The organism is Spirosoma sp. 48-14 (assembly GCF_001898575.1).
In the GTDB taxonomy this organism is placed as follows: Bacteria; Bacteroidota; Bacteroidia; order Cytophagales; family Spirosomataceae; genus Spirosoma.
On sequence record NZ_MKUD01000001.1, the window covers coordinates 405580 to 421555 of the forward strand.

Here is a 15976-nt window from a genome sequence, read left to right on the forward strand (position 1 = left end):
TTGCCATTAGAAATCACAGGTAAGCCCAATCGATGTTACGCGGGGCGATGGCCAGTGCCCGTTATCGACACCCCGTTCCTGAATGTTCGCGCCCGTTACATCAGGATCAAGCCCTTTGTATCCCGTAATCGTAAACAGGTTTTGACCACTAACGAACGCACGGGCATTGCGTACCTTGATTCGGGAAAGAAACGCCTTCGGAAGCGTGTACCCGATCTCAAGATTGCGCATCCGCACATACGACGCATTCTCCAGCCAGCGATCACTATAGGCGAAATTGTTGGAGATAATACCCTGATCGCCCGCTTCCAGACCCAGACGAGGATCGCTGGTGTTCGTATTGCTGGATGACCACGGGCTCACATCCCGGCGGAAGTTGGTTAACTGATAGGTATCCAGACTGCGCCGAACGTCGTTATATACCGTGTAACCAAATACCCCTGTCAGTTGAACATTCAGGCTAAACGGCCCATACGAGGCATTGAACTGCGCACCCGCCTGTAGCTTTGGCCAGGGCGACGACACAAACTGGCGGTCGTCGTTCTGGGTGATCTGTCCATCGCCGTTGGTATCGACGTATTTAATATCGCCGGGTTTGGCAAACGGCTGAATCGGATTACCGTTGGGACCTTTGTAGTTGTTGATCTCTTCCTGGCTCTGGAAAATTCCGGCGGTTTTCAACATATACCATTGCCCAACGGGTAAGCCCACCTGCGAGCGCGTGTTGCCACTCTGAATGTAGTTGATGTTCTGCCCCTGGTTACCTACGTTTTCGACCCGGTTCTTAATCGTGGTAAAGTTGCCCGATACATCCCACTTCAGTGTATGCTCGTTGTTGCGATACGTTGCCGAAAATTCAACCCCTTTGTTGCGGATCGACGCGGTGTTGACGTAGGGATTCCCACGCAGATTACCCAGATAACCCGGAACGGCCAGATTCAGAATGGCGTCGTTCGATAACGAGTTATACACGTTGATTTCCGTTGTGATGCGGTTGTTCAGGAAACTGGCCGATACACCATAGTTCTGCTGAATGCGTTCTTCCCAGCGCAGATCGGGGTTGGCCAACTGCGCCTGATATGCACCTACATTGGGAGTTTGATCAACACCGAAAATAGCGCGGGGATTACTGTTGATGAAGGCCGTGTACGGGAACGAGCCCAGCGTTGGCACCACAATACCCAGTTTCCCATACGACGCATTCAATTTCAGGTCGGATATCCAGTCGACGTGGAAGAATTTCTCCTGACTGATACGCCAGGCTCCTGCGATAGACGGGAAAAAGCCCGTTCGGAAATTGGCCCCAAACCGAGAATCCTGATCTACTCGCCCGGTCAGTGTCAGCAGGTACTTGTCGTTGTAGGCATAGTTAACCCGACCAATGTAGCCCAGAATCCGGTAGTCGTCGGGGGTACTCCCGGCTGAGTTTGAGATACCCGTAGCCGCATTGATGGTTGTGAAATACTGACCACCCGCAAATCCCAGATTGGTCCGCGAGCCGGACGTAATATCCCGACGGGTCGTTTGCTGGCTAATTCCCAATACCCCGTTAAGACTGTGCAGGCCAAACGTTTTGTTGAAGTTCAGTGTATGCTCGAACAACAAGCTCAGGTAGCGCGACCGATCTTCACTGACCGAACTGGGTACGGGCGAAGCACTGTATTGGTAGGTACCCAGTTTCCGAAGATTCTGCGTGTAATCGAAGCTCACTTCCAGACCTGCATTGGCCCGGTAGGTCAGCCAGTCGGTCAACTTAATGTCCAGATAGGCATTGCCCACCATCTTGGCAAAGTTGCTCTTGTTACTAGCCAAAGCCCGAACGGCTACCGGATTGTAAAAATAGGTTACCGCATCGGGATTCGTGCCTATACCGTAGCCACCCGGATTACTGGCATTGACATAACGTGGGTCCTGAACCGGAATAACGGGCAACATACCGGCCATGTCGTAGATCGGGTTACCCGCCGGAAAATTCTGGATATTGGAATTAGTCAGTACGGCATTTTCACCGAACGTAAACCGTCCGATCTCACTGCGGGTGTTGATCCGCAGACTGGCCCGCTCGAAACCACTGCCCGTCACGTAGCCCGTGTTATTGAAATAACTCCCCGAAATAAGATAGGTGCCCGTTTTGCTACCGCCCGATAACGTCAGGTTGTAATCCTGCAAACTACCCGTCCGTAACACCTGGTCCTGCCAGTCGGTATTGATGTTTGGGTTAAATGTACCTGTAGCCACACTGGCGGGTGGGGTTTGACCGGCATTTTGGTACTGTTGCCGCTGAAGAGACGCAAAACCAGCCGCATCCGTCAGATTCCAGCGTTTATACACCTGCTGAATACCGTATTTTCCCGAAAAGGAGACTTTTATCGGCCCTTCTTTCCCTTGTTTGGTTGTGATAATGACCACGCCATTGGCCGCCCGTGACCCGTAAATAGCCGCAGCCGACGCATCTTTCAGGACTTGAATACTTTCAATATCGTCGGTATTGATGGTTGGGTTGGCGTCGGCAATCATTCCGTCGATCACATAGAGCGGATCGGTATTCAAAAAGCTGGCGACCCCACGAATCTGGATCGATGCCTGCTGGCCCGGCACGCCACTATTCCGAACGGTCACCCCCGGCGACAAGCCCTGAATCGACTCGGCCAGTGAGTTGGCCGTAACCTTAGCAGCCTGGGTGGAACTAATGACATCGTTGGCTCCGGTCACATCACGCTTTCGAACAGTCTGATACCCGATTACCACGACTTCGTTCAGGGTACGGTCGTCGGGCACAAGTTTTACATTCACCACCGAGTTGCTGCCAATCGGTACTACCTGCCGGACATACCCCACGCTCGAAACGGTTACGGTCGTAGCGCCATCGCTAACGTTCAGGATAAAATTCCCCTCAGCATCCGAACTGGTGCCGTTGGTCGTGCCGGTTTCGATGATGTTAGCCCCTGGTAAACCCTGGTTATTTTCGTCCGTGATCTGTCCTGTAATCCGTCGAACCTGAGGAGCCTCCTCAACGATTTCGGTAGCCTCAATCGGCACGACTACGGTTGGTTTGGTGGTTTCGGCCGGGAGTCCGGCTCCGGCGTTTTTTACGGGCAATGCCTGAATTGCAATGAGGGACGGATTAACCTTTCGGTAGCGTAATCCCTGTGATTCGGAGAGTTGCGCCAGTGCCTGATCGAGCGACAGACCATCCAGATCAAGTTCCGACTGCCGGGTGGCCATCAGTTGCTCGTCGTAGGCAAAATTGACATTAAACCGTCGTTCCAGCTCGCTCAGCACTTTTTTGAGTGAACGAGTCCGATGTGGGCGCTGGCTGGTCGGTACGTCGAGTGCAGATGGCTGTTGGCGGCTAACGCTCATGGGCTGGGCGCGGGTCAATAACTGCGCAACAGATGGTTGCGGCAGCGTATAGACCCCGACCAACAGCATCGAAAGGATAACATACTGATTTTTCATAGGTTATGCAGAATAATAGGCTTGGTCATGTTCAGAAACTCCATAGTAAAATCAGGGATTATGGCGTAAACTGATCTGGTCGCCATTGCGTTGAACGTTGAGATCAAATGTGAGCGAAAGGGTTGTCAGCAATGTTTCGATGCTCTGGTTCGAGAGGTTACCCGTAAACCGACGATTGGCCAGGTCGCTGTCTTCAAAGACCACTTCCAGCCCGTAGGTGTCGTGCAACTGTTGGGCAATCTCGCTAAGAGCTGTGTTGTCGAAAACAAACTGATGGGCCACCCAGGACGTATGCAATTGTGGCTTTTCGTCGCGTACCTCCACGTTCTCGATGTTAGGCTGTGTGGACGCAAACTGACCGGGTTTCATATCAATAACCCGCCCGGTATGCTCGGTTGGTTTGGTGAGCTGTACCCGCCCTTCTACCAGCGTAACCGCCGTACTACCCCGTCTTGTGTTGACGTTGAATTGGGTTCCAAGAACCGTAATGTCCAGATTGGGCGTATGCGTCACGAATTTGATGCGTCCATCAGGTGCCTGCTTTTTCGTAACCTTGAAAAATCCTTCGCCATCGAGCCATACTTCCCGTGGTTTGCTATCGACCCAACGATCACTGTAGGTAAGCGTCGAATTGCCATTCAGCAACACGGTTGACCCATCAGGGAGGGTTACGCTTCGGTTTTCGCCAAAGGCCGTATGAATGCTCATCTGATTCGGCTGTAGCTGGTAATAAACGACCCCACCCGCTATCAGCAGGATACCTGCCAATGAAGCGGCTATCTGCCAGATGGCAGCCGGATAAGCGGTTCTGAACCGCTGCCAGCGTGAGAGCGGCACCACAATGGGCTCCGTAAGCAGTTGGTCATCAAACGCCTGCTCCAGCACCTGCCAGATACGCTGCTGACTGGCATCGGTCAGGTCGTCGTACTGCGCATTGAGATGTAGTAACAACGAAGCCGCTTCATCGATCAATGCCTGCTGTTCGGGGTGTCGAAGCATGTAGGTATGCCAGAACGTCATATTCTGCTCGTCGGGCTGAAACACCCATCGGCGGAACGCATCATCAAGCACAAAATCGCGAAGGGTATAATTCTGGTAAGGCTGCGCCATGCGATGGTAATGATCTTTTTACCACCAGAAGAGAAGGAATTGCCGAATTATCCCTCGGAAAGAGAAAATTTTTTAACAGGAAAATGATAGATGACTGGAAGCCGCTAGCCATCAGCCAGTAGTGCTTTCTAAATTTGACTACTTACTGACGGCTGATGACTGCCGCCAGTAACACCAACAGATCGGCGGGCATCCGTTTCTGGAGGGAGGCAATGGCCTTGTAGATGACTTTGTAGGCCGATGTAGTTTCGATGCCCATAATCCCGGCAATCTCTTCGTAGCTGAGGTTGTCAAAAAATTTCAGAAACAACGCTTCTTTTTGTCGGGCAGGCAGGTGATTCAGTTCGCGCAGAACGGCTTCGGATTGTTCCCGACTGATCTGTGAATCGAGCCAGGTAGGTTCGTAATGGAATTCGACTTTAAAATCGATTTCGTCTTCGTGGCCCGACCGAAATCGGTGACGTTCGTTGAGCTTCCGAACCAGATCGCGCCGGAGCGAACGCATAAGGTAAAATTTAATGGAGTCGGTATGCCCAAGCCGTTCACGTGTTTCCAGAATGGTCAGAAACAGATCTTGCAGGCAATCTTCGGTCAACTGACGGTCCTGGGCAATTTTATAGCCGTAGTTATAGAGCACTCGGGCGTACTTTTCGTACATAAACGAATAGGCGGCCTTGCTGCCCTGCAGAAAGTCGTCCCAAAGCTGGGCATCTGTCGCCTGATCGTAGTTGAGTCCCAAATTCACTATCCTTATATCCGAACGGATACTTAAAGCTAGGCAATTTTGGGCATACCTCCCGTGCTTTTCTACCAGTATTTCTTAGCAAACTACTATTGTAGTGACCCAGAACGTATCGGCAAAGCCTTATTTCAGCTTTTCGTTGCTTAGGTGCCGGGTGGCATCCCGAATGTTCTTTTTATCTAGATTTTTCTGAAAGGCTTCGGTGAGGTCGATGCCCGTCTGGTTAGCGAGACAGATCAGCACCCACAACACATCAGCCATTTCATCGCCCAGATCTTTTTGCTTATCCGACTCCTTTTCTGACTGTTCGCCATACCGACGGGCGATGATCCGGGCCACCTCGCCCACCTCTTCGGTCAGCATAGCCATATTGGTCAGTTCGTTGAAATACCGAACGCCAACAGTTTTAATCCATTCGTCGACGGTTATTTGAGCGTCTTTAATTGTCATGTTCTGATTATTACACAGAGATTCACAGAGGTTAAGGAGATGCGCTGAGTACTCTGTGTATCTCTTTTTACTCCGTGCATCTCTGTGTAATAATTCTTTACTTTTCCGGCACAAAGGTCAGCGAACTGAACTGGCTTTCGTCGAAGGCTTCCTGCGCCAGCGTCTGAAGTTGTTCGGACGTAACGGCGTTGATGTCGTTGAAAATATCGGTCAGGGCTTCTACCCGATCAATATCCAGCAGGCTTTTGGCCATCATGAGCATGAAACTGTTGTTGCTTTCTTCGGCCATGGCCAATTGCCCAATCAATTGCTCTTTCGTCTGGTGAAGCTGTAACGTCGTTAACGGTTGCTCACGAAGGCGCTTCAGTTCTTTCATGATCAGCATATGCGCTTTGTCTACTTTTTTCGGATCGGTACCAAAGTAGATACCCAGAAAACCCGTGTCCAGATACGGTGTATACGTCGCATCAATGGAGTATACCAGCCCGTATTTTTCCCGCAGGTTCAGATTCAGGCGCGAATTCATGCCCGGCCCACCCAATAGGTTAATCAGCATAAAGAACGGTAGCCGCCGGGGGTCGGCCAGCCCATAAGCCGGGCGCCCTAAGGCACATTGTGCCTGGGTTATCGGCCGCTCTACACGGGTCTGACGAGGCACATAGCCGGTTGGTGTCTTTCGCTGGCGGGTTGTGTGCTGGGCAGGAACATCACGGAAATATTTCTCGGCCACTTTCACCACCTGCTTAAATGGCAGTTTACTAACCGACGAAAACACAATCCGGCTCGTATCATAATTCTCGGCAATAAATCGCTGGAGATCCTCCCGACCAAACGATTCTACGGTTTCGGTCGTGCCCAGGATGTTGCCGCCAAGGGCATGATTTGGGAAAACGAGTTCGTCAAAATCGTCCTGAATGGCATCTTCGGGCGAGTCGTAATACATCGCCATTTCCTCCAGAATTACCCCGCGCTCGCGTTCGATCTGTTTTTCCGGGAAAACCGAGTGAAAGGTAATATCGGCCAGTAGTTCAGCCGCTTTCTCGAAGTGAGCATCCAGTACCGACGCATGAAAACAGACTTTTTCCTTAGTAGTATAGGCATTTAGTTCACCACCCACCGTTTCCAGACGCGTAATGATATGGTACGACTTTCGTTTCTCCGTACCTTTGAAGGCCATATGTTCCCAGAAATGGGCAAGGCCCTGCTGGTGAGGTTGCTCGTCACGGCTTCCGATGTCGAGCATAATACCACAATGGGCAATCTGCGTATGCGATATTTGTTTGTGCGCAATCCGAATTCCGTTGGGCAGAGTATAAACCTGGTAATCTTCCATTCTAAAATTTTTACGCCTTAAGCGTACTAATGATAACCGCAACGAATCCCCCCCGGTTCCTGATTATTCAAACGGCTTTCATCGGCGATGTAATTCTGGCAACCGCTTTATTCGAACAACTCCATACGGCTTATCCCGAAGCCGTACTGGATGTGCTTGTACGCAAAGGCAATGAGACGCTACTAACCAATCATCATTTTTTAAACGAGGTGCTGGTCTGGCATAAAAAGGGTACCAAATATCGGGATTTATGGCGACTGTTGCGTACTATTCGGGCCAGGAAATATGATGCGGTCCTGAATCTGCAACGCTATGGTACCATGGGCTTACTGACGGCATTGTCGGGCGCAGGTACGACCATCGGTTTCGATAAAAATCCATTTTCCCACTTTTTTACCCATCGGATCGCCCATCGCTTTGAACCGGGGACGCACGAAGTTGATCGCAATACCGGCTTGCTGAAAGCGCTCCAGTCAGTCCCTGATTTTCAACCCCATTCGCTAAGTCGTCAGGCGCTTGCCCGCCCTAAATTATATCCATCACAAGCCGATTACAACGCTGTACACACGTATCAGCACAAGCCCTATGTGTGTATAGCTCCCATGTCTGTTTGGTTTACGAAGCAATATCCGTCCGAACGATGGGTGGAATTAATCAAAGCCTTACCGGATGATCTGACCATTTACTTATTAGGCGCCCCTACCGATGTACACGCTTGCGATGCCATTCGAGCGATGGCAGGTAGCACAAAGCAGGTTGTCAATCTGGCGGGCAAGCTAAGTTTACTCCAATCGGCAGCCCTGCAACAGAGCGCTGTGATGAATTATGTGAACGATTCGGCTCCACTGCACCTTTGCTCGGCTATGAATGCGCCAACAACGGCCATTTTCTGTTCAACAGTCCCCCAGTTTGGCTTCGGTCCACTGGCCGATGTATCCAGAGTTGTGCAAACGCCGGAGCGCCTGGAATGCAAGCCCTGTAATCTGCACGGTCGAACCGCCTGTCCACTGGGTCATTTCCGCTGTGCCTGGGGTATTCAGTTGGATGAGCTGGTGAAATTAAGCTAACTGCTTTTCTTACACCGCTAGGACGCGATAGGCGCGAAGAATAGGTCATTGGTACAAACTTTTTCGCGCCCATCGCGTCCTAGCGGTGCAAAATATAATCCCCTGAAAGTCAACGAACACACTTCTAGTTAAGCCTAAATTGCTCACATCAGCAACCGTTCATTATATTTTATTTTTAATTTATTGTATTAATTAAAAGATTATAGAATAAAAAGATAATAAATAAAAATAATATTTGAAAAACACCCTACATAAACCTATTTTTGACTTGTTCGCAACCACTCTAGCGAAACCCAATTACCTTATTGCCTGATTCTACTGACTTCATCCTTTACTGACGCATTAAGACCGAACTTATCTTATGTCCATCAACCGTCGAGACTGGCTTCGGGCCAGCTTATTGTCTGGCCTTAGTATGGCTGCTGCTCCTGCCGCCTTTTGTGAACCAGAACAAGAAATGCCACTGGGTTACAAAGCCCCTAAAGGCCCTCTGAAAGCTCGTTTGTCAGCGAATGAAAACCCGTACGGCCCTTCGCCCAAAGTGCTCAAGACCATCACCGAAGCCGCTCCCGATGGCTACCTCTACGCGATGGAGCATGCCCGCAAATTCCGGAAACTGGTTGCCGATACCGAAGGTGTGCCCGAAGAGTATGTTCTGCTGGGTGCCGGTTCGGGCGAACTACTCACAGCGGCTTCGCTTTGGGCGGCTTATCGCCCCAATGCAGGTCGTACAATTGTAGCGCCCGACCCAACGTTCGACCAGCTTCCCCGCGCAGCCATGAAACATGGCGTCAACATCGATCGGGTTCCACTGGTAGCGGCTGACGGCTATGATATTAACCTGAACAAGCTGAATGAGCGCGTGAACAGCCAGACGGGTATGGTGTATCTCTGCAACCCCAACAACCCGACGGCCATCATCGTAGATCCATCCAAACTACGGGCGTTCTGCGAATCGGTGGGCGCTAAAACCCCCATCCTGGTCGACGAAGCGTATATCGACTACACACCCGATCCGAAAGCCTACTCGATGGTCGATATGGTAAAAAAAGGTAGCAATGTGATCATTACCAAGACCTTCTCAAAAGTGCATGGCTTTGCAGGGCTGCGTACGGGGTATATGATTGCGAAACCTGAGCTTCTGGAGCAGATCAGCAAATTTGCAACGGGTGGTGGCTGCATCAGCATGACGACCCTGCGGGCGGCTATGGTCAGTTTGCAGGATAAAGAGTTTATCAACTACTCACTCGGCAAAGCGAAAGAATCGAAAGATTTCCTGCTGGGCGTTCTGAAACAAACTAACTATGAACCGCTGCCTTCGGGGGCTAATTTCGTGATGTTCCCGATTCGGATGAAGGGCGAAGATTTCGTAACCCGTATGATGGATCAGGGTGTAAGCATCCGCCAATGGAAGTTCGATGGTCAGTACTGGTGCCGTGTCAGCCTGGGCACGATGGATCAGATGAAAGCCTTCGCCGACGCGCTAAAAATGATTTCGTAAAGTACAACCTTCCTCTTTTTTTAAAGAGTGAAAGAGTGTATGAGTGAAAGAGCGAAAAGCCATCCGGGAGAAATCGCTCTTTCACTCATGCACTCTTTCGCTCTTTACCTCAAAAGGTACACATTCACCGATTGCTTCACTTCGTCCAGGGTTCGGGCTGGTTGTTTAAACGGGGCCGGAATGGGCTGTTTGGAGATGGATTGCAGGTAAAGCACCCAGGCATCGCGCCACCAGACCGCTTCTTTTTGCTGAGTTTCCAGTCGGGCTGCTACGTTGGCATAAGTTTCCGGATTAACAGCTGTTTTTACCTGAGCCCATTCCTGCTGCATCCACCGAACCGAATCAGCTCCGGTATAAAAATGGGTACAAAGCTCATCCCATAACGTTCGACCCGTCGACAGTTTTTTGGTCCAGGGCACGTGATGAAACCAGAGCAGATATGGAATCGGACAGGTTTCAGGGTTATTCCACTGCTGTTGCACCTCAGGCCGATATTGTTCCAACGCCTTGCTTCCCATTGCTGTCCGGTCGAAGCCTATACCCATCGAATCGGCACGATGGTAATATACGGCCGTCCAGTCGGGGCGAGGGCTACGGGCTTGCCAGGGTTCGGGAGCAAAGTGAACGCCCGTCCAGGGTCGCGAGAGGCCCATCGGTGTGTTGTAATTGACGTAAATATCCCGAGATTTGCCCATTAGGTTTACGATTCGTTTGGTAGCCTGGGGCTCATGTGTCAGCGTCATTGCCACCCATTCTCGGGCAATAGCCTCCGACGATACGGTATGATCCCAGGCCAGCCGCCCAAACGCATACCAATTGGCCTGGGCCATCGGGTGGCCTGTCCAGTTCAGGTTCGAACCCGTATTCGCAACCCCTGCCATAAGACTCATCGAATAGCCGTGCAGACTTCCGTCAACTACCTTCGCTACCGTTGACCCTTTGCCTTTTACGTAGGTATCAGTTTCCAGGCACTCTTTGAACAGGGGCGCTTCGTAGACCAGATGCGTGGCAAAGCCCAGGTATTCCTGTGTCAATTGAAACTCCATACCCAGCGGGGTTTTGGGCATATTTCCGAACAGCGGAGAAAAGGGCTCGCGGGGCTGAAAATCAATAGGGCCGTTTTTGACCTGCACAATTACCTTCTTATCGAACTGGCCGTCTAAGGGCACAAACTCCTCATAGGCAGCTTTGAACCGATCGGCTTTGGGATCGGCTTTGTAGACAAACGCCCGCCAGATTACTACGCCATCGTACGGCTTCAGGGCTTCGGCCAGCATATTGGCGCCATCGGCATGGGTACGGCCATAATCCTGCGGACCAGGTTCGCCTTCGGAGTTAGCCTTCACCAGAAACCCGCCAAAATCGGGGATCGCCTGGTAGATGGCTTTAACTTTGTCGGCCCACCACTGGCGCACTTGTGGGTCGAGCGGATCGGAGGTTTTCAGTCCACCCAGGGTTTTGGGAGCCGCAAAATAGACTGACAGGTACAACCGAATGCCGTAGGGTCGGAATACATTAGCCAATGCAGCCACTTTCTCGATGTACTCACTGGTCATGAACCGAGCGCTGGCATTCACATTGTTGACCACTGTTCCATTGATACCGATGGATGCATTAGCACGCGCATAATCGCGATAGCGTGGGTCGATCCGTTCGGGCAACTCATACCATTTCCAGAGCGACGAACCTGCATAGCCTCGTTCAATCGACCCATCGACATTATCCCAATGATTGAGCATTCGGAATTGTACCTTCGGATTACTAATCAGCGAAATGCCCTGTATTGACTGAAGGGTTTGCATCTGTCGTAACAAGGCAAAAGCACCATATAAGACACCCACGTCAGACTTCCCCGAGACAATCAGATTACCACCTTTCGACTCAATGCGATACCCTTCTTTATTCAGGGACTGACCAGCAGCATCGGCTGGATTCACCGACAACACAATACCGCCTGTCCGACTCCCTACACTGCCGATTACGGGCACTGATTTCCCTAACAGGCCCTGCAACCCCATCTGTAATTCGTCGGCGGCTGATTTCAGAATAGGACTATCCGTTTTAACGGCAATGAACTGAGCCGCATTTGCATACGCCTGCCGTTTGACTGCATCGCTAATCCGATCATAGTTTAGCCAGAGTCGATAGCCGTCGGCATAGGCGGGGTCTTCGGCAAAACCATTCACAACCGAAATCAGGGCTATCAGAAGGGCTACACTAATTTGTCTATACGTCCTTGTCATTCTGTTTATCAGGGTTCAACAGTTATCTGATCAGGAGTATGCACATTTTCCGAAACCATACCCTTTTCAGATAAAACTTTCAGTCGTAAACAGGACTCTAACCAGAAATCTACTCAGTAAGAAAGCCATTTTGACATTGAACCACAAAATACCAATTGCCGAGGTGTTTTGTGGTGTCGGTTGCTTACAACCGACACAGCGAGGTTTTGAGAAACCTCGTGAGAATGAAATTGAAGAAACAGCCATTACTTCAACTTTTGGAGCAACTAAAAACAAGTAAGGTCTCCGACAGAGCCAGAGACCTTAGCCAAACCAACCTATGATAAACTGTAATCCAACAACCATACGTTGTCAATTACGGATAACCTGTATGTAATAGTCTGTTTTATCAATTCTGTACCCCTCCTGCTACTATTTTTTTTATCCGCTAGGCTTCTTCGTCAGGGATATTATTTTTACGGAAGCCAACTAAAAATCACCTTATTAGCCAATCATTATTCCAGTAATTGATTCCCTCTACGACCATGAAAAAAGTTATCTACACGCTTGCCGTAAGCGGCTTAACCCTTCTCCTCTCGGCCACGCTTCCAGCCAACATTGCCAAACTAACCGAAGGTATGGCTGATGTACCCGGCCAGCAAACGCCCTCGTATCCGTTCTCACGCGCTATGCGAGCCGGTGATTTCGTCTATATATCCGGGCAGATAGGCGTAAAAGCCGACGGAAAACTGGCTGATGGGTTCGACGCGCAGTCCCGACAAACGATGGACAACATCGTTGCAGCCCTGAAAGAACAGGGGCTGACTACAGCCGATGTAGTAAAATGTACGGTGATGATTGGCGATATGGCAAAATGGCCTGAATTCAATACCATTTACCGGAGTTACTTTAAAGAAGGCCAATTTCCGGCCCGTAGTGCTTTTGGTGCCAATGGCCTGGCACTGGGAGCCGCCCTCGAAGTCGACTGCATTGCCTACGCCCCACTAAAAGGAAAAGCGAAATAGAGTTTTTGACAGGATTGCTTTGGCTTATCAAAGCAATCCTGTCCATCCTGTCAAAACTTAATGTGCTGGCAATCCAATTTTATCAATCGTCTGCCGTAAGGCCGTAGCCCATATGGTGTAGCCTTTACGGGCCAGGTGAATACCATCGCCCGAATAGGTACCCATAACCAGATTACCTGTAGCCGTGTCGATCAAGGCACCCGATGGATCACAGAAGAAAATCGTTTTGTTATCGACAAATGCCTGAATCTGCTGATGGACAAGGGTATATTTTTTTCGTTTTTCATCGCCGGCAGCCGTACCGGCAGGGAGCGGGCCCACCAGAACCAGCTTTGCCTGTGGAAGTTTCCGACGAAGCGACTTCACTATCGCGCCAATGCCTGCTGTAATAGCCTCCGCTTCGTCTTCGCTGAAATTGTTGACCCCAATTGTAACTACAACCAGTGCAGGGTCGGACTTCGTAAAATCCAGGTTTTCAACACGCCAGAGCAGGTGTTGAGTCTTATCGCCCGAAATAGCAGCAACGCCATACCGGTAACCCGCCAGCGCGCTATCGAACGGAGCCTGACCGCCATGATAAACGACCAGACTTCGTTTGCCGATGGCCTGTGTAATCGAATTGCCCATCAACAGAACATCGAGCTTACCCGTACTGTCGAGCGTCTGCTGGATATTATTGAAATTGTCCCACCAATCGTTCCCTTGTTTCCAGCCTCCTGCCGACCGATACTCGGAGCCGGGCACCGGCATTTGGGCATAAGACGGATATAGACCAACCGATTTCAGAATAAAATCGACAATGGGCGACGGATTCGGTAAGCTATGTGGGTGGTGATTAACCCCCGGTTTGTGAATGACCGTAATGCGACCACCTAGTGCCAATGCCTGTTTCTCAAACGGTTCGGTATTTTCGCTTACGGGCACGGCATCGTCAGCATCGCCAACCACATGCAGCATCGGGAAATTACCCTTTACAATATCGGGCACCCGATCTAGCGGATTACCTTTAAACTGAAGGGCCTCTTCTTCCGACTTCAGGCCGTAGTCTTTCTTGAAAATCTCCCAGTCGCTGGGGCTTCCCTTACTTTTTCCTTTACCACCCGGCCAGCTTTTCAGATCCAGCACGGGCGCATCGACATACACACAGGCCACTTTTTTGGGATTTTCAACCGCCCAATTATACGCGTAAACGCCACCCCGACTTAAGCCTTCCAGCGTCACTTTATCGGCCAGACCAGCTTTGTGCATGTAGCGATAAAACTTGTTCCAGAGGCCAACGGCTTCGGCATTGCCAAAGAGTTCGGCTACATCGCAGTAAACCAGATGAAACCCGTGATCGAGCAACGCAATGTCGGTTTGCGGCTCATGTCCCCAGAAACGCGCCCGCCAGATCCAGGGCTTATTCTGCGCCACAATCCGGGGCTTAACGACCTTGCAGGCACGCCCTTCAAACGTAAAATCGGCACAATCGTAGCCATAAAAGGACGTGATTTTTTTAGGCTCTTTGATTTTCTGGAAAATATCAAAATCAGATTGGGTTTTCGTCGTAATTACTTCATACAACCGCCGGGCAATGCGGGTCATTACCAAAGGAGCTGGATGGAGTTTGTCGGGGAACAACAGGCTATCTTCCAGGGTCAGCGAATGCAGATCGACCAATTCCAGCTTTTCATCAAAGGCTACCTGCCGTATTCGGGGCAGAATATGCGTTTTAATTGCAGCTTCTGTCTGGCGGGTGGTATCGGTCAAAAACGAGGCAACAGGCAGCAACAGCACAATGCGTGGATGCGTCGGTAAGTCTTTGAAAGACTGAACAAGTGCCTTGTAATCAGGAATAAACTGGTCGATTTTTAAGCGATAGGGCAGTCGGCTATCATTCGTACCCAATTTGATGAGTACTATATCGGGGTTGCTTTTCAAGGCTTCCTGATAGCTATCGGTCGATATATACGGTGCTGTTGTTTCTCGTAAAACGGTTCGGCCACTCACGCCAAAATTCATTACGGTATAGCCCGACCCCAGCAGGTATTGGAGTTGGGCCGGAAATGAGTTCTGCTCCCGATGCGTCAGCCCGGCCCCGTACGTAATGCTGTTACCCACGCAGGCAATTCGGATAACTTTCTGGGCATGAATCTCAATCGAGAGAACAAGTAAAAAGGCTAACGGGAGAAGGAAGCGCATACGTAACAGCAGTAAAAAGTTCGATACCAAGAGAGGAATGAATAGCTTTAACGAGTCGCCGTTGTGTTTTGCTTATCGAAATACTGGCGCATGAATAGCAGTTGGTACGTAATGGCATTGGTCCAGTAGTTCCAGTTGTGACCACCTGGTCTGGTGATGTAGTCGTGTGGGATGTTTCGCTCCAGCAATTTGTCGTGCAGGTTATTATTGACCCGGAAGAAAAAGTCTTCACTACCACAATCAATAATCAGCGACAGCGAGTTGGGGGTGAGCAGATGGAGTAAATTAATGACGGTATTTTGCTCCCAACGGTCGGGGAACTGCGCATAAGTACCGAGCCGTTTGGCCATATCCCAATTGTTCGGGAACGGGCGAATATCGACCCCACCACTCATACTACCGGCAGTACCAAATACATCCTGATGGCGGAAAGCCAGATACAATGCGCCATGCCCACCCATACTCAGGCCTGTTATACCGCGCCCCTGACGACTTTTGATGGTTTTGTAATGACTATCGACCCACGGTACCAGTTCGCTGGCTACATAGGTTTCGTACTTAAAGGAGGGATCGGCCGGGCTATCCCAATACCAGCTCCCAATCGCGCCATCCGGGCAAACGACAATCACCTGATGTGTATCGACAAGCTGGGCCATGTTGGGCGATTTTTTGGCCCAGTCGCTGTAGTTGCCACTGTAGCCATGCAACAGATAGACCACCGGAAACTCAGTCCCGATGGTATACGAATCGGGCGTCATGACAACAGCCTTGATCGTCTTTTTCATCGACGGGCTGTAGGTATCGACTGTATCAATTTTTGCTGCCTGACAATAGCTGGCCAGCAAGAAAAAACAAAAAATAAGTAGTGTACGGAAACGAATCATGA

Annotated in this window: 11 protein-coding genes; 3 read left to right on the top strand and 8 right to left on the bottom strand. The window is 50.4% G+C overall.

Annotated elements, in window-relative coordinates:
* Positions 1-6: 6 nt before the first annotated feature.
* The 5 genes from BGO59_RS01570 to BGO59_RS01590 form a co-directional block, all read right to left on the bottom strand.
* Positions 7-3459, bottom strand: coding sequence for a SusC/RagA family TonB-linked outer membrane protein (locus tag BGO59_RS01570; protein WP_293679472.1), 3453 nt, complete (start codon positions 3457-3459; stop codon positions 7-9).
* 51 nt (positions 3460-3510) lie between these two features.
* On the bottom strand, positions 3511-4569 hold the full coding sequence (locus BGO59_RS01575; protein ID WP_293679474.1) for a FecR family protein: 1059 nt from the start codon (positions 4567-4569) through the stop codon (positions 3511-3513).
* Between the two features lie 142 nt (positions 4570-4711).
* The gene (locus BGO59_RS01580) at positions 4712-5314 is read right to left on the bottom strand and encodes a sigma-70 family RNA polymerase sigma factor (protein WP_293679477.1); all 603 of its coding nucleotides are present in this window, start codon (positions 5312-5314) and stop codon (positions 4712-4714) included.
* A 120-nt stretch (positions 5315-5434) separates the two neighbouring features.
* Positions 5435-5761 (bottom strand): nucleotide pyrophosphohydrolase, encoded by a 327-nt coding sequence (locus BGO59_RS01585; RefSeq protein ID WP_293679480.1) that lies wholly within the window; start codon positions 5759-5761, stop codon positions 5435-5437.
* 97 nt (positions 5762-5858) lie between these two features.
* The gene (locus BGO59_RS01590; protein WP_293679483.1) at positions 5859-7094 is read right to left on the bottom strand and encodes a pitrilysin family protein; all 1236 of its coding nucleotides are present in this window, start codon (positions 7092-7094) and stop codon (positions 5859-5861) included.
* Positions 7095-7123: 29 nt separating this feature from the next.
* On the opposite strand from BGO59_RS01590, the gene BGO59_RS01595 reads away from it, so the two are divergent.
* Both BGO59_RS01595 and BGO59_RS01600 read left to right on the top strand, forming a co-directional pair.
* On the top strand, positions 7124-8161 hold the full coding sequence (locus BGO59_RS01595; protein WP_293679486.1) for a glycosyltransferase family 9 protein: 1038 nt from the start codon (positions 7124-7126) through the stop codon (positions 8159-8161).
* A 361-nt stretch (positions 8162-8522) separates the two neighbouring features.
* Positions 8523-9662: a histidinol-phosphate transaminase gene (locus BGO59_RS01600; protein WP_293679489.1), complete on the top strand. Its 1140-nt coding sequence runs from the start codon at positions 8523-8525 to the stop codon at positions 9660-9662.
* 104 nt (positions 9663-9766) lie between these two features.
* On the opposite strand, the gene BGO59_RS01605 is transcribed toward BGO59_RS01600, so the two are convergent.
* Complete coding sequence (locus tag BGO59_RS01605; protein WP_293679492.1) at positions 9767-11905, bottom strand: alpha-glucuronidase family glycosyl hydrolase; 2139 nt, start codon at positions 11903-11905, stop codon at positions 9767-9769.
* Positions 11906-12429: 524 nt separating this feature from the next.
* Here BGO59_RS01605 and BGO59_RS01610 point away from each other — a divergent pair.
* Positions 12430-12909 carry a RidA family protein gene (locus tag BGO59_RS01610; RefSeq protein WP_293679495.1) on the top strand — a complete coding sequence of 160 codons (480 nt, stop codon included), beginning with the start codon at positions 12430-12432 and terminating at the stop codon, positions 12907-12909.
* Positions 12910-12966: 57 nt separating this feature from the next.
* Here the strand turns inward: BGO59_RS01610 and BGO59_RS01615 are convergent, their stop codons facing one another.
* Both BGO59_RS01615 and BGO59_RS01620 read right to left on the bottom strand, forming a co-directional pair.
* Complete coding sequence (locus BGO59_RS01615) at positions 12967-15090, bottom strand: GDSL-type esterase/lipase family protein (RefSeq protein WP_293679498.1); 2124 nt, start codon at positions 15088-15090, stop codon at positions 12967-12969.
* Between the two features lie 47 nt (positions 15091-15137).
* Entirely contained in the window at positions 15138-15974 is an 837-nt protein-coding gene (locus BGO59_RS01620) for an alpha/beta hydrolase family protein (protein WP_293679501.1), read from the bottom strand.
* Between the last annotated feature and the right edge of the window lie 2 nt (positions 15975-15976).

Bases quoted from the DNA above. Each gene is read 5' to 3' on its own strand.
- BGO59_RS01600 (WP_293679489.1), top strand. From the start codon at position 8,523: ATGTCCATCAACCGTCGAGACTGGCTTCGGGCCAGCTTATTGTCTGGC.
- BGO59_RS01605 (WP_293679492.1), bottom strand. From the start codon at position 11,905: ATGACAAGGACGTATAGACAAATTAGTGTAGCCCTTCTGATAGCCCTG.
- BGO59_RS01585 (WP_293679480.1), bottom strand. From the start codon at position 5,761: ATGACAATTAAAGACGCTCAAATAACCGTCGACGAATGGATTAAAACT.
- BGO59_RS01595 (WP_293679486.1), top strand. From the start codon at position 7,124: ATGATAACCGCAACGAATCCCCCCCGGTTCCTGATTATTCAAACGGCT.
- BGO59_RS01570 (WP_293679472.1), bottom strand. From the start codon at position 3,459: ATGAAAAATCAGTATGTTATCCTTTCGATGCTGTTGGTCGGGGTCTAT.
- BGO59_RS01620 (WP_293679501.1), bottom strand. From the start codon at position 15,974: ATGATTCGTTTCCGTACACTACTTATTTTTTGTTTTTTCTTGCTGGCC.
- BGO59_RS01590 (WP_293679483.1), bottom strand. From the start codon at position 7,094: ATGGAAGATTACCAGGTTTATACTCTGCCCAACGGAATTCGGATTGCG.
- BGO59_RS01575 (WP_293679474.1), bottom strand. From the start codon at position 4,569: ATGGCGCAGCCTTACCAGAATTATACCCTTCGCGATTTTGTGCTTGAT.
- BGO59_RS01610 (WP_293679495.1), top strand. From the start codon at position 12,430: ATGAAAAAAGTTATCTACACGCTTGCCGTAAGCGGCTTAACCCTTCTC.
- BGO59_RS01615 (WP_293679498.1), bottom strand. From the start codon at position 15,090: ATGCGCTTCCTTCTCCCGTTAGCCTTTTTACTTGTTCTCTCGATTGAG.